This window comes from Mycobacterium paraterrae, from assembly GCF_022430545.2.
In the GTDB taxonomy this organism is placed as follows: Bacteria; Actinomycetota; Actinomycetes; order Mycobacteriales; family Mycobacteriaceae; genus Mycobacterium; species Mycobacterium paraterrae.
This window is the reverse complement of sequence record NZ_CP092488.2, coordinates 4,524,374-4,543,001: the sequence shown is the minus strand read 5'-3', so window position 1 is coordinate 4,543,001 and position 18,628 is coordinate 4,524,374. Positions and strand designations below refer to the sequence as shown.

Sequence of the window (18,628 nt, the reverse complement as noted above, 5' to 3'; positions counted from 1 at the left end):
CACTCCTCGGTAGGGTCTGCGCCAGAGGCAGTCGACGACAGGGGGCCGACGATGGCAGGGCTGGCGGAGCTGGTACCCGTACTGCCCGCGCATCGCTTCGACGAGGACGCGCTGCGCCGATACCTACGCGGCCGGTTGCCAGGGTTCGACGGTCAGTTGGAGGTTCGACAGTTCCAGGGTGGCCAGAGCAATCCCACCTTCCATCTGCAGACCGCGAACGGCGAATACGTGCTGCGCAAGAAGCCGCCCGGCAAGCTTCTACCACGGGCTCACGAAGTCGAGCGTGAGCACCGTGTGATGGCCGCGCTTGCCGACAGCGACGTTCCCGTACCGCGAATGCGATTGCTATGCAACGACGAATCAGTACTCGGCACAACGTTTTTCGTGATGGACCACGTCCGCGGCCGGGTGTACCCCGACCGGGTCATGCGCGAGGAGACCCCGGAACACCGCGCCGCAGTGTACGAGGACCTGGCCCGGGTACTCGCAGCGCTGCACCGGGTGGCCTGGCGCGCCGTGGGACTCGAGAACTTCGGCCGTCCGGACGGCTACATGCAGCGCCAGGTGGCACTGTGGACCCGCCAGTGGGAGGCCGCGCGCATGGAGGAGATGCCGGCGATGGACCTGCTGGCGAGGTGGCTGCCGGACCATGTGCCGCACGACGACGAGCACCCGTGCATTGCGCACGGCGACTACCGACTGGGCAATGTTGTGTTGCACCCCACCCAGCCGCGGGTGGTGGCGGTGCTGGACTGGGAGCTCTCCACGATCGGCAACTCATTGGCCGATCTCGGCTACTTCTGCGTGACCTATCACGTGCCGGGTGGGCCGGACGGCAGGAGCGGAGTACTCGGTGAAGACCTCACTGGCACTGGACTTCCCGATCAGCAGTCGTTCCTGAACAGTTACTGCGCGCACGCCGGCAGGCAGCTTCCCGAGTCGCTGGACGTGTTCGTGGTCTTCTCGATGTTCCGGCTGGCATCGATCACGGCCGGGGTATGGCGCCGCGGCGTCGACGGTAACGCCGCCGATGCACGGGCCGGTACCGACGAATATCGTAAGCGCTATCGCAGCATGGCCGACACGGCCTGGCAGTTGGCGCAGAATATCGATTGCTGACGCGCCGTTACAGGGCGGCGAAGTAGAAGCCCAGCAGCAAAGCTAACAGCGCGACCACCCATCCGGTGGTGGTGAGCTGGAGCCAGCGAGGCGCGCGACGTACTTCCATGAAATGCCGAATCACCAACTGTGCCTTGACAGCGGCAATCAGCAGGACCGCGGTCGTGACAGTCGTGTTGATCCGGTGGGCGGCCCCGCCGCCGAGGGAGATGAACGACGACGCGACGGTGACCGTCGTGAGAAACGCCCATACGATCGTCAGTGGATTGCGGACCAGCGATGTCAAAGATCTACCTCATCAAATACAGCAGGGCGAACAGGACCAGCCACAACACGTCGACCATGTGCCAATAACTGGCACCGGTCTCGACGAACGAAATGCGGGGTTTCGCAGATGTTTTCAGGGCACGAATCACGAAGCACATGATGATCAGCCCGAGCACGACGTGGCAGAGATGCATGCCGGTCATCACGTAGTAATACATGAAGAAGAGATTGTGTCCCGGCGTCAGACCGGCGCCGATCTCGGGAATCCATTCGAACAGCTTGACCAGCGGGAAAGCCGCGCCGAAAACGAGGGCGATGACCCAGCCCCGCAAGGCTCGACCCGAGTCTCCGGCGCGAGCCGCCGCGGTGCCCAATGCGACGAACAACGAACTCGTCAGCAGCAGCACGGTATTCACAGCGCCGATGTCGACGTTGAGCCGAGCCTGACTGTGCAGGAACAGTTCTTGTTGGCGGCCACGGAAGTACATGTAGCCGACGAAGTAGACCGCGAAGATCAGCAGATCTCCGATGACGAAGAACCACATACTCGATTCGCCGGGAACACGACCGGCAGTGTCCGCATCCGGTTGTGAGTCGTCGACTCCGGCGGCGGAATCCTCCGCGACGTCTGTCATGTGCTGGCCGCTGCATTGTCGAGGTCGGTTTCAGGTTGGTTCTTGATCGCAGCGAAGATGCAGACGTAGACGATGATCTGCCACGGGACATACAGGATCATCGCGAACCAGAAAGTCATCACGCCGTCCCACGCGAAAGGGCCCGACTTGGCGATCCAGACCGGGGCGGCCATCAGCTCAGTGACGTATTGCCAAACGGTGTAGTAGCCCAACCACTTTGGCAGGATGTGATTATCGTCGAGAATGATGGCCAACCCGAAGGCCATCCACATGACGCAAAAGCAGCCCAGGGAGCCGATGAAGGCCAGGTAGCCGAAGTCATAGAGCATCGTCAATATCGCGGCGCTGTATCCCGGCCGAAACGCGCCCAGTCCGAAACAGAACATCGGGAAGAGCATGCCGACGATCGCGCCCGTGGTCGCACCGATCATCATCGAGTAGCGGAACGCCGGGCTCACCGACATCCGATTGACCTGCACTAGATAACACGCGTTCGACACGGGAGCCAGGCCGTACGCCATCGTGAGGATCACGCACGCGATCAGCAGATTGTGCGAATGCATGAATTCGACGATCCGCGGTGCGGGACTGCTGGGTGACCGCGGCGGCATCATCCAACTCAGCGGCACGAACACCAGACCGAACAGGCTGAAAAAGCACGGCACACTCCAGAACGCGATCCATTGGTCTATTTTGCGAGTGTTACGCCAGGACTTCGTCCGCCGAGCACGGACGGCCGGGAGCCCGTGGGCCGCTGCCATGCTCTGGCTCATGCGAGGGCCACCCGCTCGTCACCTTGATATCTGACGGCCCGACGAAGTGCAGCGAACATCACCACGATGTAGACCGCAAAAGTGCTCAGCCGCAAGGTGAACGACAAGGCGCCGTTCCACGCGAGGGGACCGGTCTTGCAGAGGATGGAGAACGCGCTGGGTGCCAACAGCGCGACGGTCGCCACGTTGAAGTGGGCGACCCATCGGGGAAAGATCGGCGTGGGTCGCTCGTCGAGGTAGACACTCAAGGCAAAGCACAAGTTCTGCACCATGATCGTGCCGACCGGCGCGACGAAGAAAAACCATGCCATGTCGTTGAGCAGACTGGTCAGCTGTGGGTCGCGCTCGGGCCGGAAAGCGGCCATGCCCCAGCAATAGTCGGCAAGGATGAACGCCGTCGTCCCGACGCCGACACAGATGAGGTAGGCGTAGGTCAGCACGGGACTCGACGTCGACATTCGGGACATCTGCACGGCGGTGACCGCGAACAGTGGCACGAGCGAACACGCGATGAGGTTGCACAGAATCGCCACACCGAGGATTCCGGTCACGTTGCCCCGGAAGAACGCGGCGACCTGATCGGGTGTCAAGGTCGGCGACAAGGGCGGAGAAAACACCGGGAACGCGAAGTAGGCAAGCACGAACAGCGCCACCGCGGGCGGCGCTGTCCACAACAGGATGCGTTGACCCTTGGTATTCATACATCCCGTCCATGTCTCACCGATGGGAGCGACTCGCTCCGCTGGCGCGACGTCCCCGAGAAAATTGACATCCCACATCTAGCACTTTCGCTGACAGATAACAACGAAACCGTCGATACTTCGAGTTTCGGTCGAACATCTTGAGGCAGTTTTATGCTCTAAGAGCAGATGTCGGCGAGGGTAGTCGTCGTGCTGGGTGCCTGGAGCCTGCGATTTTCAGTGATATCCGTCAGCGACTGAAGTGTGTGCGGCAGAATGCGGAGCGTGTCGGGAACTGCGACGAGTCGGGAAGCTCAGCGCCAGCAGACGCGCGCGCGAGTGCTCGATGCGGCCATCGTCGAGTTTCAGCGTGCCGGAGCGCAAGCGGCGGACATCAACGCGATCGTCGAGGCCGCCGGGGTCGCCCGGAGCACGTTCTACTTTCACTTCCCGACCAAAGAGCACGTCCTGCTCGAGCTGATCCGCCGCGACGAGGACTACCTCGCCGAGGAGCTCAGCCGGTTCCTCGATGTGCGGCGCGATCTGTCGGCGGTGTTGACCGAAATCATCAGGTTGGTGGTGGCACTCGAAAGTCGTTGGGGCGCTGCGCTGTTTCGTGACGTCATCAGCCTTTACTTCTCCCCGGCAGCGCCAAAGGACGAGAACTGGACCAAGCATCCGACGTTTTTGTTGCTGGCCGCCGAGATCGAGCGGGCCCGCATTCGCGGCGAACTCTATGACGACGTCGACCCCTACGACAGTGCCGCGTTCTTTCTCATCGGAGTGCACGCGCAACTCGTCAGCGCCGGCGTGCCCGGGCGCGAGCGCGACGAAGTGTTGAGGAACTTCGTCAAGAGCACCCTGCGCAGTCTGCAATGCTGAGCACTTGCACGACACCCGGCGGCCACCGCGTTGTGACGGTGCTCATACACTGACCGATCGTGGGTATTGTTTTCGGCTTCGCACCGTGGATCGTGTACTGGATTCTGGTCGGCAATACACCGTTGCTTGCGGCGGCGCTGGTCGCATTCGTGCTCGGCGTCGCCGGACTAGCGGTCGGCTATCTCACTCGGACACCCAGGCGGTCGCTTGAAATTGGTTCCGCGACAACGTTTCTGATTATCAGTGTGCTGACCGTGCTGATCGGCGCGTCGGAGTTGCAGCGCTGGGCGCTGGCGATCAGCTTTGGCGGTGCGCTGCTGACCGTACTGGTTGGCCGACAATTCGGCGCATCGTTCGTGCACGAGTATGCCGCCGCGAACCAACCGCCCTCGGTGGTCAGCAGTGACGTCTTCGGCCAGATCACGACTCGACTGACCTGGCTCTGGGTCGCCGTGCTCGCGACCATGACGCTCTCGTCGTTGATCCCGCCGATCGTGGCCGCCGACGCATCGATCGCCGACATGCACGCGCCCGTCGACTACATCGGGTACTGGATAGTGCCGGCCACGCTCTTCGGGTTCGGCGCACTGGCCACCCGAATTCTGCCGGACTGGATGACGGCGTCCGCCGGCGACATCGAACGAAAGACGACGTTTGTCGCCTATCACGAGGCCACCATCGACGAGCTGTACTACCTGGCTCAAGAGCACGCGAACCGCGAGGTCGGCGCCGGCGAAGAGGCGTACGCCGTCAAGGTCGGGAGCAAAGGCACGGCGCTGGTGGGAGACGAGACCCGTCATTCATGGCCGTCGACCTACAAGGTGCGCCAGTCGCGTCGCTGACCGGCGACCAACGAGTCCGATCCGGGCTGACGAGGGTCATCCCGGCAGTTCGCCGCACTCAGCGCTTTGGCACCATGGCGACGTGTTCAGCGGCTCCTCCAGATCTGCGATCGCCAGGTTTCGCGGTCTCCGAAGGGAATGGGTGGATCCGCTGATCGTTGCGGTGGTGGGCGCCGTGGTGAGCCTGGCCGGTGCGGGGCGACCGTCGTTCTGGTACGACGAGGCCGCCACGATTTCGGCCTCCTACAGCCGCTCCCTGGGCCAGCTGTGGCAGATGCTGCACAACGTTGACGCCGTCGAGGGCTTGTACTACCTGCTCATGCACGGTTGGTTCAGCATCGTTGCGCCCACGGAATTTTGGTCGCGCGTGCCCAGCGGCTTGGCTGTCGGGGGCGCCGCGGCGGGGATAGTGGTGCTGGGCAAGCAATTCTCGTCTCGCACGGTCGCGGTGTCTTCGGGAGTCATCTGCGCGATCCTGCCTCGGGCGACGTGGGCGGGCGTCGAGGCAAGACCGTATGCCCTCTCCATGCTTGCGGCGGTGTGGGTGACAGTGCTGTTCGTTCGTGCCACGCGCCGGGACAGCGTCGGGGCATGGTGCTCTTATGGGCTCGTCCTGGCCGTGTCGGTAGTGCTCGATATCTACCTCATCCTGTTGTCGTTGGCCCACTTCGTTTTCATCTGTGCCTTTCTACGCAGCCGGAAAGTCGTATCTCGATTCGCGGTGACGTCGATCGTGACCGGCTGCGCCGTACTACCCCTGTTGGTCGTGGCGGCCGGCCAAACCCATCAGATCAGCTGGGTCGCGCCGATCGGCCATCGCACGATCGAGGACGTGACGATCCAACAGTATTTCGAGCGAAGCCCACCGTTCACGATCGTGTCCGCGCTGACAGTCGCAGCGGCCATTTCGTTGTACGTCTTCACGTCCGCCCGCCCCGACGAGGCAGATCGCCAACTGTTGACGCTGGCGATCGGATGGCTGGCGATACCCACGGCGGTGATCGTCGCCTGGTCGGCGTGGGTGCACCCGCTGTACACGCCGCGCTATTTGTCCTTCACCGCGCCGGCGGTAGCGCTGGTGTTGGGTGTGTGCATCGGCGCGTTGGCTGTCACGCGTTGGGCCGCGACGGCGATCGTCGGGCTGCTCGCCGTCGCGGCGGCTCCGAATTACGCTCTCGTGCAACGTAGTCCCTATGCGAAATACGGTATGGACTACAGCCAAGTCGCCGACGTGATCACCGCCCACGCGGCGCCGGGGGATTGTTTGTTGGTCAACGACACGGTGACTTTCATGCCCGCACCCATGCGACCGTTGATGGCGGCGCGTCCGGATGCCTACCGGAAGCTGATCGATCTGACGCTGTGGCAGCGGGCGACGGACCGCAACACCGTCTTCGACACCAACCTCATACCGGAGGTTGTCGCAAAGCCCTTAGGCCGTTGCGGCGTGGTGTGGATCATCACCCAGGCCGATCACACCAGGCCCGACCATGAGCAGGCCGCAGTGCTTCCGCCCGGCGAGCGCTACGGTGCGACACCGGCCTACGCGGTTCCGCGTGACCTGGGTTTCCGGCTCGTCGAACGGTGGCAATTCAACCTGGTGCAGGTGATCAAAGCGGTGCGATGACCGCTACCAGACGCGTATGTAGTCCACCAGCATGCGCGCCGGGAAAGTACCACCAGCGGGATCGCCGGCGCCGACTCCGCCGACCGCCAGCGTAAACATGGGTGCCATCCAGTAGCCGGGATTGTTGAACGGCCACCGCTTGTCTTCAGGGGGAGCGCCGAAGACGTGGATAGGCTTCGGCGGAACGCTGAAATACGGCTTTGCGCCGTCGACATAGTCCCGCCAGAACTTGAATCCCTCTTCGTCCCAACGCATTCGCCAGGTGTGCCAACCGCCGTCGACCAACCCCGGGATCGATTTTCCTTCCCAGGTCTTCCCGTTGGATGCAGCGTGGACCGTCGTGCCCGGTGCCCACTGGCCGTTGCCGTACCACTCGAAGAGGTCGACCTCACCGTCAGGTTGCGGGTCCTCGTTGACGGCCCAGAATGAGGGCCAGAGGCCGGGGTACAAACAGTCGAGTTTGATCCGGGCTTCCCAGGTGGTGTTGATCATGCCGTGCCAGTTGCCGCGAAGCTTTCCGGTGAAGTACTGACCGTTTTCCTGGGTCGCTTGCAGGACGAGGTTCGAATTGCCGTCCAGGAAGACATTCCCGCTTCGATAGATGCCGTCGACCGGCGGGAACACGTCATCCTGCCACGTCTGAGGCGTCCACTTCGCCAAATCGGGGCCCTGACCTGCGGGGCCGTCGAACTCGTCCTGGAACAGATACGGCCCGGTCGGACCCGCTGTCGGGGCAGCCGGGGGCGACCCATGCGTCGGGTTGGCGGCTGCTTCTGGCACATTGGCCGCGGCTGCGGCCGCCAGCATGCCCATTCCGGTGGTCAACAGCATGTCGCGTCGATTCATCCTCGCCACAGCCGGAACCCTATAAGAGAACCTCCACCTTTCGCAGAGGGCCCGCGGGTTGCCGCCGGGCCAGTTTCGCTTTGAGGACAACGGCGACCCGGCCCAGCACCGGGGGAGCGAACTTTGGCAGACTGTGCGCATGGCACAGATAACTTTGCGCGGAAACACGATCAACACCGTCGGCGAGCTGCCGGCTGTCGGCGCCAAGGCGCCCGCGTTCAACCTGACCGGGTCGGATCTGAGCGCGGTGACCAGCGAACAGTTCCAAGGTAAGCCCGTGTTGCTGAACATCTTTCCGTCCGTCGACACACCCGTCTGCGCGACTAGCGTGCGCAAGTTCAACGAGAGTGCCGCCGCGGGAGGTGTCTCCGTGGTGAATGTGTCCAAGGACCTGCCGTTTGCGCAGGCCCGCTTCTGCGGCGCCGAGGGCATCGAGAACGTGCAAAGCGCGTCGGCGTTCCGTGACTCCTTTGGTGAGGACTACGGTGTCACGATCGCCGACGGGCCGTTCGCTGGACTCTTGGCCCGCGCCGTCGTGGTAATCGGGGCCGACGGCAATGTCGCCTACGAAGAACTCGTGCCCGAGATCGCGCAGGAGCCCGATTACGACGCCGCGCTCGCCGCACTCAACGCGGCGTCCTGACCGGTTGGGCGTCTAGCTCTCGTCGATGGGGTAGACGCCAAACCAGAAGTGCCGCAGCATAATCGCTCAGAGGCCCGGGTGTTGCGGTGCACACAAAGTCACCAGCAGGACGCCGGCGCCGAAGATCAGGGCAGTCAGCCAGGCGAAGTGCCCCGACGGCGCGAAACCTTCCGCCGCCAGGTACGCCAGCGCGTATGACCCCATCGCGGCACCGACTATCAGGACTGGTTCCGCTCGACGTCCTCGGAGCACCCCGAGCGCTGGCAGCGGCGCAGCGAACAGCCGCCGCGCCTGCCACATCAAGGCCAGCGCTACCGCCGTTACCAGGCCGAGGATCGTGACCCATTCCAGTCGGGCCAGCCACCAGGCAGTACTGCCTTCCACTGGTTGCGGCAACAGCCTGGCCGGATAGCCGACGACCGCAACGAGCACGACCGGGATCATGTGCCACAGGTAGAGCGCCATCACATTGGTATTGGCGCGCGACAGGAGTCGCCGAGCCGCATCCGCACGCAAAGCCCGGTCGATCAACGGCGCAGCACCGATCACCAATCCTGCCTGCGCGCACCCGAATGCGGCCATGGCCAGCGAGGGCGGCTCGGTGTTCTGCACAGCTTGACCGGGAACGCCGATCATGCTGACCGGATATGGACCGAGCCAGATCAGTAGCCACAGCGCGCACATCGAACCGGCTGTCAGTATCGCCGCCCTGACCCCGCCCAAAAAACCCCGCTGCCAAGCAATTCCGAGCTGGTAGAGCAGCGCCCAGCACAGCAGATAATTCAGCCAGCCCAAATAGGGGAGGTGCGCCGCCACGGAGCCGACGTCGACCGCCGTCACGCCCACGGCGAGGGCTGCCGCCGCACCAAGTCCCCAACGTCGTTGTGCCGCAAATGCGATCGGCGTGAGACAGACCACGACAAGATAGACGGCGAGGAACCAGAGGTGCATGGCGACGGCCCAACCGGCGTACTCCAGTAGTGAACCCGACGCGCCAGCGCTCTCAGCGGCAATCACGACGGCCGACACCAGCGCGACGTAGACCGTCGTCGGGCCCAGCACCCGGGCAAGACGATGCCGAAGCCACATGGGACGCGGCATTTCGTCGCGGCCATGTCGATGGCTCCAGGACACTCCAGCCGCATATCCGGCCACCAGAAAGAATGTCGGTACCGCTTGGAACAGCCAGGTGAGCCACTGCGTCCACGGCTGGTCCAGTAGCGGATTCTGCCTGCCGAACGACCCGTCGCGGTAAGTCACCGCCCCGGCGAGCCAGTGGCCCAGCACGATCAAGATCACCCCGGCAACGCGATAAAAATCCACCGCAAGATTGCGAGCCGGACTCTCGGTCATCCCAGAAAACTACCGGGGTGCGAGAAAGCTAAGCGTGACCTATGAGGTTCATGAGTCCCATCTTCGACCAGTCGAGGCATCAATTACTTCCGCTAAACTGAGAATCTCGACGCCGAGGTTCGGCGATTTCGTATTCCGGAAGGTGTTCCACTTATGGTTACGCGTTCAATGAGCAAACTGGCTGCTTTAGCTGGGGGTCTGGCAGTGTCGGCGCTCGCTGGCGCGGGAATCGCGTCCGCTGATGACCTGTCTCCGGCGGCAATCAATACAACGTGCAGCTATCCGCAGGTAGTGGCGGCGCTCGACGCCCAGCAGCCGGGCGCCGGCACCAAGCTCCGCAACTCGGGCTTGGCCAGCGGCTTCCTGCAGCGTTACCTCGCCTCGCCGCCCCCGCAGCGCATTCAGATGGCGCAGCAAGCCGAGGCGCAGTTCCCCGCGCAGGCGAACGAGTACCTGCCGCTGATCAACCAGGTTGCGGTCACCTGCAACAATTTCTGACGCTCGTTGAATGGCGGGGTGGACCTGAGGGTTCGCCCCGTCATTCGCGTCTTACCAGACCCGGATCCAGTCGACCAGCATTTGTGCCGGGTAGCTGCCCGGCCCGGGATCGCCGCCACCGGATCCGGCTACGGCAAGGTTGAACACGGGGTAAACGGTGTAGCCGGGACCATTGAACGGCCAATCCGGCAACGAGTCTGCCGACACCGTGAAGTAGGGCGCTGCCCCGTCGACGAAGTCTTTCCAGAACCGCATGCCGCCGGCGTCCCATTGGCACCGCCAGGTGTGCCAGGCGCTGTCGACTGAGATGTTTTGGGTCTTCCACTCGCCGCCGTTGGCTTTGGCGTGGACGGTGGTGGCTGACGGCCAGCTGCCGTTGCCATACCACTCGACGATGTCGATTTCGCCCTGGTCGTCGTTTCCGAGCCAGTAGGCGGGCCACGCTCCCGCGGTCAAGCACTCGAGTTTGACTCGCGCTTCCCAGGTGTGGCCGACCCCGCCCCGCCACCTGCTCTGGATCTTGCCGCCGTAGAACGTGGCTCCGTCTTTCGCCGCTTTGATCACCAGGTTGGATTTGCCATCGAGGAACACGTTGCGACGGTCGTCGCGGTACTGGCCGATATTTTCGGGTAGTTCCCAGTGCGTCGGATCTTTGATGGTTTCGCGCGCCGTCGCCACCGCCCATTTCGACGAATCAGGCGCAGATCCGGCTGGACCGTCGAAGTCGTCGGAGAAAATGTAGTTTCCGGCCGGTGCGGCCGGCGGCCGTGGCATTGCCCCGGCCTCCGGAATGCTGATTGCGGCGCCCAACACGCCGAATCCCGTCATCAACAACCACGTGCGGCGATCCATCTCCGGCATAGGCACAGCACCATAGCAGCTGTTACCGGCCTCATCGTGCGGGCGGTGGACGGTTGTGAACCGCCGAGCGGGTCATTGGCGCCACTCCTCAGCATCGCTGCGCTCTGCATCGTCGTTGGCGGTCACGTCTTGCGGTAGACAAGCCAGCGCAGGTCGATCGGGGAGTCCTGCGCATCAAGATCGAACACGTCGAGTCCGTTAGCCCAGCCCTCGAACCAATCCGTTGGTGGCCAGGCGCTTTCGGGGAGATGAATTCTCTCGTACTCACACGCCGCGTCGTCGCTGACCAATTCGAACGGTAATTGGTTTGCGGCGGCGGCTAATTCGTCGCGGGTGAAGATCATCGTGTTGCACTGCTGCCCGAGCTGAACCACCGCATCGTCGGGGACGTAGTCCCCGCGCGCCACGAAAGAGTTGAACACCAGCTGCCCTCCCGGAGACAAACAGTCGGCCGCCAGTTCGAAAATTCCGCGCAGCTCACCTGTCGTCCGAAAATCGGGGACTACCTCGGCGAGGATGATCAGCGCATAGTCGCGACGGACCCCGTCCATGGTCTCGAATACGTCGCCGTTCATCACGCGTACCTGCAGCGATTCGCGCTCGGCTTCCGCGCGGATGATCTCGGCGAACTTCGGGCTCATCTCTACCGCGTCGACGGGGTGCCCGCGTCGGGCCAGCGCCAGAGCGTTGCGACCGGTCCCGGCGCCGACGTCGAGCACTGGTTGAGCGCCGGGCTCGGCCATTTCGCTGGCAAGCGCCCACACCCGGGCGTCTGGTTCGGTGCCGAACAGCGGGCCTTCGCGGGTGGCGACCCAACCGTCGTAGGCGCCGCCCAGCGTCACCGATTCCGTTGTGACGCGGTAATTCACCCCGATACCGAACGGAGCGTGGAAGGAGATCACGATGTTCGAGCGGGTGGATGCGGTGTAGGCCTTGATCAACTCGGCCTCCAGCACCGTCCGGAGCTGAGCGGATTGCTCGTCGGTGTACTGCACTCCCGAGGCGGCAAAGATGTTGTCGCACATTCTCACGTACTCGTCGAGCATGCCCGGGACGGCCGGCACCGTTATCTGCGCGGTGACGACCGATCGCCGATACAAGCGCCGGACAGTCGCCTCGTGCAGCTTGGCCGGGCTGACGGGCCTGGCGGCCGGTTCGTGCATGCAACCCTTGTACACGACCCAACCCTCATTCCACCAGCGCGCGAGTGCTATAACGCAACGTATGTCAGACGGCGGGCACGTGATCACGCACGTCTCGGACACGGCGAGGTGGACTGCGCTGTACCGCGCCGTCGAGTCGTCTCGGGCCGACGCATTGTTCCGCGATCCACTCGCGGAGCGCCTCGCGGGGACGCAGGGCCGCGAGATCGTCGCGAACGCGCCGGCGTCGAGCCGCAGCGGCTGGTGGTTGGTCGCTCGCACCAAGATCATCGACGACGCGATCGCCCAGGCGATCACGGGTGGCTGCGACCGAGTCCTGAATCTGGCCGCGGGCTTGGACACCCGGCCGTACCGGTTGGACCTTCCGCCCGAATTCCAATGGATCGAAGCGGACTTTCCGGAGTTGCTCGAAGAGAAGGCGGAACTCCTCGCCGACCAGGTGCCCCGGTGCCGGTTGACCCGGTCGGCTGTCGACCTGGCGGACCCAGCGGCTCGCGACGCGTTCTTCGACGAAGCGCTAGGCGGCGCGACCAGTGCGCTGGTACTGACCGAAGGCCTGCTGATGTACCTGAAAGACAGTGATGTCGATGCGCTTTCAGGCGCACTCAACCGGCCGGAGGTGGCCTGGTGGATGTTCGACTTCAACGGCCCGGGCCTGAAACGATTGATGAACAAGAAAATGTCCGGCCTGTTGCAGAACGCGCCGTTCATCTTCGCACCGGAGAACGGGCTGGCCTACTTCGAAAACCTGGGCTGGCGAGTCGTCGAATCGGAACCGCTCATGCCGGCCGCCAGGCGATTTCACCGATTGCCGCTTTTCATGTGGCCGGCCTTATGGGTACCGCAGCCTAATCCACGCCATCCGGGTAGAAGACCCTGGAGCGCGACGGCACTCCTTACGCGCAGGAGCTGAGACATGATTTCACGACGCGAATTCGCTAAATACACCGCGGCCGCAGGCCTGCTCGCCCTCGCGCCGCCCGACGGGCGCCAAGCGGCGGCGGACAATCCGCGGCTGATCGACTTTGCGGAGCGCCGAATAGCACCCAACGAGATCAAATCGGCCGGCTACGTCGGGGTGGTGAACTACGTCTCGGAATCGCGCCCTGCTGCGAATTTCGAAGCCAAACCCTTGACCCGCGAATACGCCGACTCGCTGCGTGCCGCCGGATTGCACATCGTCAGCAATTTCCAATACGGCAAACCGAACGGAACCGCGCCGTCGGACTTCACCCGCGGCTTCGACGGCGGCGTGGCTGACGCGCGCACCGCGCTGCGCCTTCACGATGCAGCCGGCGGCAGCGGCTCCGCGCCGATCTTCTTCAGCGTGGACGACGACATCGACGCCGATACCTGGAAGGGCATGGCGGTCAACTGGTTTCGTGGTATCAACTCGGTACTTGGCGTGCAGCGAACCGGGATCTATGGACACGTCCAGTCCTGTCGTTGGGCGATCAACGATGGTGTCATCGGCCGTTCCAGCACCCCGGGACACCTGTGGGCATGGCAGACCAAAGCCTGGTCGCACGGCCAGCGGGAGGCGGCGGCCGTGCTGTACCAGGAGGTGGTCAACACCCCATCCGAGCCCGGACCGCTTCTCGGCGGCATACACATTGACGTCGACGAGGTGCTCGCCGCCGATTACGGGCAGTGGGACTTCAATCGGTGACCTAACCCGCCCGCGCGGTGCTTTCCACCAGATCGGCGGCCGCAGTGGCGGATTCCTCCGGTGTGATCATTTGCCCGGCGATCATCCGCGCATGGGCGAGGTGGTCAGGGGTGAGGATAGATTTCAACCCCAGCGCCAGCGATTGCGGGGTGACATCCGAAAAACGCTGTCCCAAACCAGCTTTCAGCTGCTGAATGCCCGCGGCCCAGACGGGCTGGTCAAGCCAGAGCCACAGGACGAACGAAGGCACGCCGGCCCGCATGACCGCCGCGGTGGTGCCGGCGCCGCCGTGATGGACGGCCGCCTCGCAGCCGGGAAGAATCGCGGCGTGGCTGACCGCATCGACGAATTTGACGTGATCGTAGCGATCGAATCTGGATAGATCGTTCGGTCCGGTGCAGATCAGCAGGCGCCGGTCAGATTGCGCGCAGACCGCGATCATCATGTCCACGATCTCGGCAGGCGGTGAGATCGGCGTGCTGCCCATGCCGAAATACACCGGCGCCGTTCCCTCGGCCATCCATGACAGCACCTCGGCGTCGGCGTTCGCCGGTAATTCCAGACTCAGCGCACCGACGAACGGCTTACCGGGCTCTGCCCATTCATCGGGCTGTCCCGGCAGGCAGCGTTCGTCGTAGGCCTGAATCTCCAAGACCGCCGGCGTGGGCTCGGGTGCCTCGGGCATGCCCAGCGCCCGCCGCAGCGGCCCTTCGGACGTCTTCACCAGCAGGGAGTTCAGCTGGCCGGACATTTGCAGCCGCGCGGGAAAGAAGTGCAGCGCGGTCAACGGAATCTTGTGATGCTCAGCGACATTGGCCGAAAGTCGCTGTTCGTTCATTCCCGTCACGAGAACGTCCGCGCCTTCGGCGAGGGAGTCGAGCGCCATTCCCTTGTCCACCCACACCTTGGTCACTTGCTCGACGACGCCGGGGAGTGAGCCGTAAGGATTTTTCATGTTGCCGACGAAGAAGTCCGTGGCGCTATTTAGCTGCGCGTGCGAGTCGGGCCCGTAGGCCGTCGCGTCGAGGCCGGCGGACTCCACGAATGCAACCATGTTGGGCGGCACCGCAATGCGCACCTCGTGGCCGCGTCGCCGCAACTCCCGGCCGACGACCGCGCACGGCTCGACATCGCCCCGGCTTCCGTACGCGGCCAGCACAATCTTCATGGTGAGCCTCACTCGCGGGACATTGGCGGCGACGAGTCTAGCCTGGCCGCGGCGGCACCCGTACCTTCTGCAGTGAACGTCACCGGAAGCTTGCCGGACGAACAAATGCACTGCGCCCCGCGAACCGGAGCTCGCGGGGCGCAGCGTCTCACGCAGACCAGGCAGTTAGCTCAGCTCGAACCGATCGCTGTTCATCACCTTCACCCAGGCCGCGACGAAGTCCTCGACGAACTTCGCGTGGGCGTCATCCTGTGCGTAGACCTCGACCAGCGCGCGCAGCACCGAGTTCGACCCGAACACCAGGTCGGCGGCGGTCGCCGTCCACTTGGCCTCACCAGACGATCGGTCGTAGCCCTGATAGACGTTCTCCGCGGTCTCCGACGGCTTCCACTCCGTGCCCATATCGAGCAGGTTGACGAAGAAGTCGGTGGTCAGCACGCCCGGCCTGTCGGTGAACACGCCGTGCTTGCTGCCGCCGTGGTTGGCGCCCAGCGCCCTCAGACCGCCAACCAGCACGGTCAGTTCAGGAGCGGTGACACCCAGCAGGTAGGCACGCTCGACGAGGAGGTGTTCCAGCGGCGACTTCTCACCGGGTCGCGCGTAGTTGCGGAACCCGTCGGCCCGCGGCTCGAGCACCGCGAACGACTCCACGTCGGTGCTCTCCTGCGATGCATCGGTGCGTCCCGGTGCGAAGTGCACCTCGATCTCATATCCGGCGTCCTTGGCGGCCTTCTCGACCGCGGCGGAGCCGGCCAGCACGATCACGTCGGCCAGCGAGACCTTCTTACCGCCAGAGGCTGAGCCATTGAAGTCCTGCTGGATCTTCTCCAGGACCGGCAACACCTTGCTGAGCTCGGAAGGCTCGTTGACCTCCCAATTGCGTTGCGGCTCAAGCCGAAGCCGCGCACCGTTGGCACCACCGCGTTTGTCGGTGTTGCGGTAGCTTGCCGCCGCCGCCCACGCGGTCTTCACCAGCTGCTGCACCGACAGACCGGAGTCGAGGACCTTCTTCTTGAGGTCCGCGATGTCTTTCTCGTCCACCAGCGGGTGGTCGACGGCCGGCACCGGGTCCTGCCACAGCTGTGGCTCGGCGACCCACGGCCCCAGGTAGCGGGAGACCGGCCCCAGGTCGCGGTGCAGGAGCTTGTACCAGGCTTTGGCGAAGGCATCGGCCAACTCGTCGGGATGGTCGAGCCACCGCCTGGTGATCTCGCCGTAGATCGGGTCCTCGCGCATGGAGAGGTCAGTGACCAACATGGTCGGCGCGCGCCCCGGGCCGCCGAATGGGTCGGGGATGGTCCCGGCGCCCGCGCCATCTTTGGCCGTGAACTGCCATGCGCCGGCCGGGCTCTTGGTCAGTTCCCACTCGTAGCCGTACAGCGTCTCGAGGAACGAGTTGTCCCACTTGGTCGGCGTGGGAGTCCACACCACCTCCAACCCGCTGGTGATGGCATCTTCGGCCTTGCCGCTGCCGAACGAGCTCTTCCAGCCCAATCCCTGCTGTTCGATCGGAGCGCCTTCGGGCTCGGGACCGACCAGTTCGGGATCGCCGGCGCCGTGGGTCTTGCCGAAGGTGTGGCCACCGACGATCAGCGCTGCGGTCTCTTCGTCGTTCATCGCCATCCGGCCGAAAGTCTCGCGAATGTCGACCGCCGCCGCGACGGGATCCGGTTTGCCTTCGGGCCCTTCGGGATTGACGTAGATCAAGCCCATCGTCGTCGCCCCGTACGGCTGCGCGAGGTCGCGCTTACCGGAGTAACGCTTGTTGGTGCCCAACCACTCGTCTTCCTCGCCGAAGAGGATCTCCTCGGGCTCCCAGACGTCTTCACGCCCGAAGCCGAAGCCGAATGTCTTGAATCCCATGGCTTCTAGGGCGACGTTGCCGGCGAACAGCAGCAGGTCTGCCCACGAGATCTTGCTGCCGTACTTCTTCTTGACCGGCCACAGCAGTCGCCGCGCCTTGTCCAGGTTTCCGTTGTCGGGCCAGCTGTTGAGTGGGGCGAAACGTTGCATGCCCTGGCCACCGCCGCCGCGGCCGTCGTAGATCCGGTAGGTGCCGGCAGCGTGCCAGCTCATCCGGATGAACAGTCCGCCGTAGTTGCCGTAGTCGGCCGGCCACCAATCCTGGGAATCGGTGAGCACCGATATCAGGTCGGCCTTCAAGGCGTTGACATCGAGTTTGGCGAATTCCTTGGCGTAGTCGAAGTCTTCGCCCAACGGGTTGGATTGAGCCACATGCGGGTGCAGACGGGACACGTCGACCTGATCGGGCCACCAGTCCTGATTCGTCAGTGGCGCATGCGATTTCGGTTCCGGTGATTTGAGTGCCGGATTCTCACTCTCGCTACCGCTGCCGGTACTGGTCTCCGGGTGGGGCGGCCGGCTCTGCGATGTATCGGATGACACTGCGTTCCTTTCAGGGGTTGGTGATTAGTTGGGCTGTGATCACTTTTGTGATCCGGACGTTGCAGTGGAGCAGTTGGGGCACAGACCCCAATAGATGACCTCGGCCTCGTCGAGCACGAAGCCATCGAGCACATCGTCGTTGGATGGGGTCAGACACGGCGCATCACCGACCGCACAGTCGATGTCGGCGATCACGCCGCAGGACCGGCACACGACGTGGTGATGGTTGTCGCCGACCCGCGACTCGTAACGGGCGACCATGCCCAACGGCTGGATCCGGCGGACGAGGCCGACCGCGGTCAGCGCATTGAGGACGTCGTAGACCGCTTGTCGCGAGACATCGGGAAGGTGGCGGCGGACGGCGGACAGAATCGTCTCGGTGTCAGCATGGGGATGCTGGTGAACCGCCTCGAGCACAGCGACCCGCGGCCGGGTCACGCGCAGTTCGGCCATGCGCAGCTGTGCCGGGAAATCCGTCTCCGATGACGACACGAACTCAATATTCGCTCTTATCTGGAATCAGTCAAGACCTGATCTAGACGTGATCGAAGATTAAGCGACCCGGTTAGTTTTCCGCGGCGACGAAATGAATAGCCCACACCGGGTCTTGCGGCACGACACGAACCATGCTCCAAAATCATTGGGCACACAAAGAACTCGACGATCCGGTGCGGTCGAGCAATTCGGCGTCATCGCGGCGGCGGATGCTGCCGCGCGGGTCTGCAAAAGTCAGCCGAGAATATTCAGCCGCGGCGCTCTTTTTTCACTGCGAGAACACGTTTGCGCAAACCGTCAGTGGCTGTCTCCATCAGTCCCTTGGCTCCCTTTTTGATGAGGAACCCCGGCAGGGGCACCGTCGGGTCGACCGTCAACTCGAAGCTGACCGCGGTCGACCCTCCGTCGGGCGTCAGACGGTAGCGACCTTCTTGAGCCCGCTGCTGCTTCGAGCTGACCAAGGTCCAACTCACCCCGTCGTCGTGGACGGCATAGTCCAACACCTGCTCGTCGGTGATGCCGACGATCTTGACGACCTGACGCGACTTCGTCGGGCGGCCGTCTTCGTCGCGCTCGAGCACTTCGACCATCTGGTGCGCCGATGACCATTCCGTCAGCGATTCGAGATCGAACAGCACGTCCATGATTTCCTCGGGCGTCGCCTCGATGACGACCCGACGCGATTCGGTGACAGCCATGCC

Annotated in this window: 20 protein-coding genes; 8 read left to right on the top strand and 12 right to left on the bottom strand. The window is 63.8% G+C overall.

Translation table 11 applies throughout. From position 1 onward, the window contains the following. Window positions 1–51 precede the first annotated feature (51 nt). Window positions 52–1,119, top strand: a complete 1,068-nt coding sequence (locus MKK62_RS21940; protein WP_240263731.1) for a phosphotransferase — start codon at window positions 52–54, stop codon at window positions 1,117–1,119. Window positions 1,120–1,126: 7 nt separating this feature from the next. Here MKK62_RS21940 and MKK62_RS21935 read toward each other — a convergent pair whose 3' ends face one another. From MKK62_RS21935 to MKK62_RS21920, 4 genes are read right to left on the bottom strand one after another with little or no spacing between them, the layout of a single operon-like run. Then, window positions 1,127–1,405 carry a cytochrome C oxidase subunit IV family protein gene (locus MKK62_RS21935; RefSeq protein ID WP_240263732.1) on the bottom strand — a complete coding sequence of 93 codons (279 nt, stop codon included), beginning with the start codon at window positions 1,403–1,405 and terminating at the stop codon, window positions 1,127–1,129. Window positions 1,406–1,409: 4 nt separating this feature from the next. Further along, window positions 1,410–2,021 carry a cytochrome c oxidase subunit 3 family protein gene (locus MKK62_RS21930; RefSeq protein ID WP_240263733.1) on the bottom strand — a complete coding sequence of 204 codons (612 nt, stop codon included), beginning with the start codon at window positions 2,019–2,021 and terminating at the stop codon, window positions 1,410–1,412. Then, window positions 2,018–2,794 carry a hypothetical protein gene (locus MKK62_RS21925; RefSeq protein WP_240263734.1) on the bottom strand — a complete coding sequence of 259 codons (777 nt, stop codon included), beginning with the start codon at window positions 2,792–2,794 and terminating at the stop codon, window positions 2,018–2,020. Before MKK62_RS21925 ends, MKK62_RS21930 begins: the two co-directional genes overlap by 4 nt. Next, entirely contained in the window at window positions 2,791–3,495 is a 705-nt protein-coding gene (locus MKK62_RS21920; RefSeq protein WP_240263735.1) for a hypothetical protein, read from the bottom strand. Before MKK62_RS21920 ends, MKK62_RS21925 begins: the two co-directional genes overlap by 4 nt. Before the next feature lie 264 nt (window positions 3,496–3,759). Here MKK62_RS21920 and MKK62_RS21915 point away from each other — a divergent pair, with 264 nt between their 5' ends. The 3 genes from MKK62_RS21915 to MKK62_RS21905 all read left to right on the top strand — a co-directional run bounded on the left by MKK62_RS21915 (window position 3,760) and on the right by MKK62_RS21905 (window position 6,825). Next, the gene (locus MKK62_RS21915; RefSeq protein WP_240263736.1) at window positions 3,760–4,356 is read left to right on the top strand and encodes a TetR/AcrR family transcriptional regulator; all 597 of its coding nucleotides are present in this window, start codon (window positions 3,760–3,762) and stop codon (window positions 4,354–4,356) included. Between the two features lie 59 nt (window positions 4,357–4,415). Next, a complete protein-coding gene (locus tag MKK62_RS21910) occupies window positions 4,416–5,198 on the top strand; it encodes a hypothetical protein (RefSeq protein ID WP_240263737.1) in 783 nt (260 codons plus the stop codon). A gap of 142 nt (window positions 5,199–5,340) precedes the next feature. Beyond that, on the top strand, window positions 5,341–6,825 hold the full coding sequence (locus MKK62_RS21905) for a glycosyltransferase family 39 protein (protein ID WP_240263738.1): 1,485 nt from the start codon (window positions 5,341–5,343) through the stop codon (window positions 6,823–6,825). A gap of 3 nt (window positions 6,826–6,828) precedes the next feature. On the opposite strand, the gene MKK62_RS21900 is transcribed toward MKK62_RS21905, so the two are convergent. Continuing rightward, on the bottom strand, window positions 6,829–7,671 hold the full coding sequence (locus tag MKK62_RS21900; RefSeq protein WP_240263999.1) for a glycoside hydrolase family 16 protein: 843 nt from the start codon (window positions 7,669–7,671) through the stop codon (window positions 6,829–6,831). Window positions 7,672–7,810: 139 nt separating this feature from the next. Here MKK62_RS21900 and tpx point away from each other — a divergent pair, with 139 nt between their 5' ends. Further along, window positions 7,811–8,314 (top strand): thiol peroxidase, encoded by a 504-nt coding sequence (gene tpx, locus MKK62_RS21895; RefSeq protein ID WP_240263739.1) that lies wholly within the window; start codon window positions 7,811–7,813, stop codon window positions 8,312–8,314. Between the two features lie 66 nt (window positions 8,315–8,380). On the opposite strand, the gene MKK62_RS21890 is transcribed toward tpx, so the two are convergent. Further along, window positions 8,381–9,667: an acyltransferase family protein gene (locus MKK62_RS21890; RefSeq protein WP_240263740.1), complete on the bottom strand. Its 1,287-nt coding sequence runs from the start codon at window positions 9,665–9,667 to the stop codon at window positions 8,381–8,383. Between the two features lie 168 nt (window positions 9,668–9,835). Between MKK62_RS21890 and MKK62_RS21885 the strand changes: the two genes are divergently transcribed. After that, the gene (locus MKK62_RS21885; protein ID WP_240263741.1) at window positions 9,836–10,165 is read left to right on the top strand and encodes a hemophore-related protein; all 330 of its coding nucleotides are present in this window, start codon (window positions 9,836–9,838) and stop codon (window positions 10,163–10,165) included. 51 nt (window positions 10,166–10,216) lie between these two features. Here MKK62_RS21885 and MKK62_RS21880 read toward each other — a convergent pair whose 3' ends face one another. Next, window positions 10,217–11,026, bottom strand: coding sequence for a glycoside hydrolase family 16 protein (locus tag MKK62_RS21880; protein WP_240263742.1), 810 nt, complete (start codon window positions 11,024–11,026; stop codon window positions 10,217–10,219). 122 nt (window positions 11,027–11,148) lie between these two features. Next, window positions 11,149–12,189 carry a class I SAM-dependent methyltransferase gene (locus MKK62_RS21875; RefSeq protein ID WP_240263743.1) on the bottom strand — a complete coding sequence of 347 codons (1,041 nt, stop codon included), beginning with the start codon at window positions 12,187–12,189 and terminating at the stop codon, window positions 11,149–11,151. 61 nt (window positions 12,190–12,250) lie between these two features. On the opposite strand from MKK62_RS21875, the gene MKK62_RS21870 reads away from it, so the two are divergent. Next, window positions 12,251–13,102, top strand: coding sequence for a class I SAM-dependent methyltransferase (locus MKK62_RS21870; protein ID WP_240263744.1), 852 nt, complete (start codon window positions 12,251–12,253; stop codon window positions 13,100–13,102). A gap of 3 nt (window positions 13,103–13,105) precedes the next feature. After that, window positions 13,106–13,858, top strand: coding sequence for a DUF1906 domain-containing protein (locus MKK62_RS21865; protein WP_240263745.1), 753 nt, complete (start codon window positions 13,106–13,108; stop codon window positions 13,856–13,858). Window position 13,859: 1 nt separating this feature from the next. Here the strand turns inward: MKK62_RS21865 and MKK62_RS21860 are convergent, their stop codons facing one another. From MKK62_RS21860 to MKK62_RS21845, 4 genes are all read right to left on the bottom strand, one after another. Next, on the bottom strand, window positions 13,860–15,026 hold the full coding sequence (locus MKK62_RS21860) for a glycosyltransferase (RefSeq protein ID WP_240264000.1): 1,167 nt from the start codon (window positions 15,024–15,026) through the stop codon (window positions 13,860–13,862). Between the two features lie 165 nt (window positions 15,027–15,191). Beyond that, the gene (katG, locus tag MKK62_RS21855; RefSeq protein WP_240263746.1) at window positions 15,192–17,432 is read right to left on the bottom strand and encodes a catalase/peroxidase HPI; all 2,241 of its coding nucleotides are present in this window, start codon (window positions 17,430–17,432) and stop codon (window positions 15,192–15,194) included. Window positions 17,433–17,471: 39 nt separating this feature from the next. After that, window positions 17,472–17,885, bottom strand: coding sequence for a Fur family transcriptional regulator (locus tag MKK62_RS21850; protein WP_240264001.1), 414 nt, complete (start codon window positions 17,883–17,885; stop codon window positions 17,472–17,474). A 290-nt stretch (window positions 17,886–18,175) separates the two neighbouring features. Continuing rightward, the gene (locus tag MKK62_RS21845) at window positions 18,176–18,625 is read right to left on the bottom strand and encodes an SRPBCC family protein (protein ID WP_240263747.1); all 450 of its coding nucleotides are present in this window, start codon (window positions 18,623–18,625) and stop codon (window positions 18,176–18,178) included. Window positions 18,626–18,628 lie beyond the last annotated feature (3 nt).

Coding starts and splice junctions, on each gene's coding strand:
- MKK62_RS21845 (WP_240263747.1), bottom strand. CDS start 18,625: ATGGCTGTCACCGAATCGCGTCGGGTCGTCATCGAGGCGACGCCCGAG.
- MKK62_RS21920 (WP_240263735.1), bottom strand. CDS start 3,495: ATGAATACCAAGGGTCAACGCATCCTGTTGTGGACAGCGCCGCCCGCG.
- MKK62_RS21940 (WP_240263731.1), top strand. CDS start 52: ATGGCAGGGCTGGCGGAGCTGGTACCCGTACTGCCCGCGCATCGCTTC.
- MKK62_RS21850 (WP_240264001.1), bottom strand. CDS start 17,885: ATGGCCGAACTGCGCGTGACCCGGCCGCGGGTCGCTGTGCTCGAGGCG.
- MKK62_RS21890 (WP_240263740.1), bottom strand. CDS start 9,667: ATGACCGAGAGTCCGGCTCGCAATCTTGCGGTGGATTTTTATCGCGTT.
- MKK62_RS21925 (WP_240263734.1), bottom strand. CDS start 2,794: ATGAGCCAGAGCATGGCAGCGGCCCACGGGCTCCCGGCCGTCCGTGCT.
- MKK62_RS21860 (WP_240264000.1), bottom strand. CDS start 15,026: ATGAAGATTGTGCTGGCCGCGTACGGAAGCCGGGGCGATGTCGAGCCG.
- MKK62_RS21930 (WP_240263733.1), bottom strand. CDS start 2,021: ATGACAGACGTCGCGGAGGATTCCGCCGCCGGAGTCGACGACTCACAA.
- MKK62_RS21870 (WP_240263744.1), top strand. CDS start 12,251: ATGTCAGACGGCGGGCACGTGATCACGCACGTCTCGGACACGGCGAGG.
- MKK62_RS21885 (WP_240263741.1), top strand. CDS start 9,836: ATGAGCAAACTGGCTGCTTTAGCTGGGGGTCTGGCAGTGTCGGCGCTC.
- tpx (WP_240263739.1), top strand. CDS start 7,811: ATGGCACAGATAACTTTGCGCGGAAACACGATCAACACCGTCGGCGAG.
- MKK62_RS21900 (WP_240263999.1), bottom strand. CDS start 7,671: ATGAATCGACGCGACATGCTGTTGACCACCGGAATGGGCATGCTGGCG.
- MKK62_RS21865 (WP_240263745.1), top strand. CDS start 13,106: ATGATTTCACGACGCGAATTCGCTAAATACACCGCGGCCGCAGGCCTG.
- MKK62_RS21875 (WP_240263743.1), bottom strand. CDS start 12,189: ATGCACGAACCGGCCGCCAGGCCCGTCAGCCCGGCCAAGCTGCACGAG.
- MKK62_RS21880 (WP_240263742.1), bottom strand. CDS start 11,026: ATGCCGGAGATGGATCGCCGCACGTGGTTGTTGATGACGGGATTCGGC.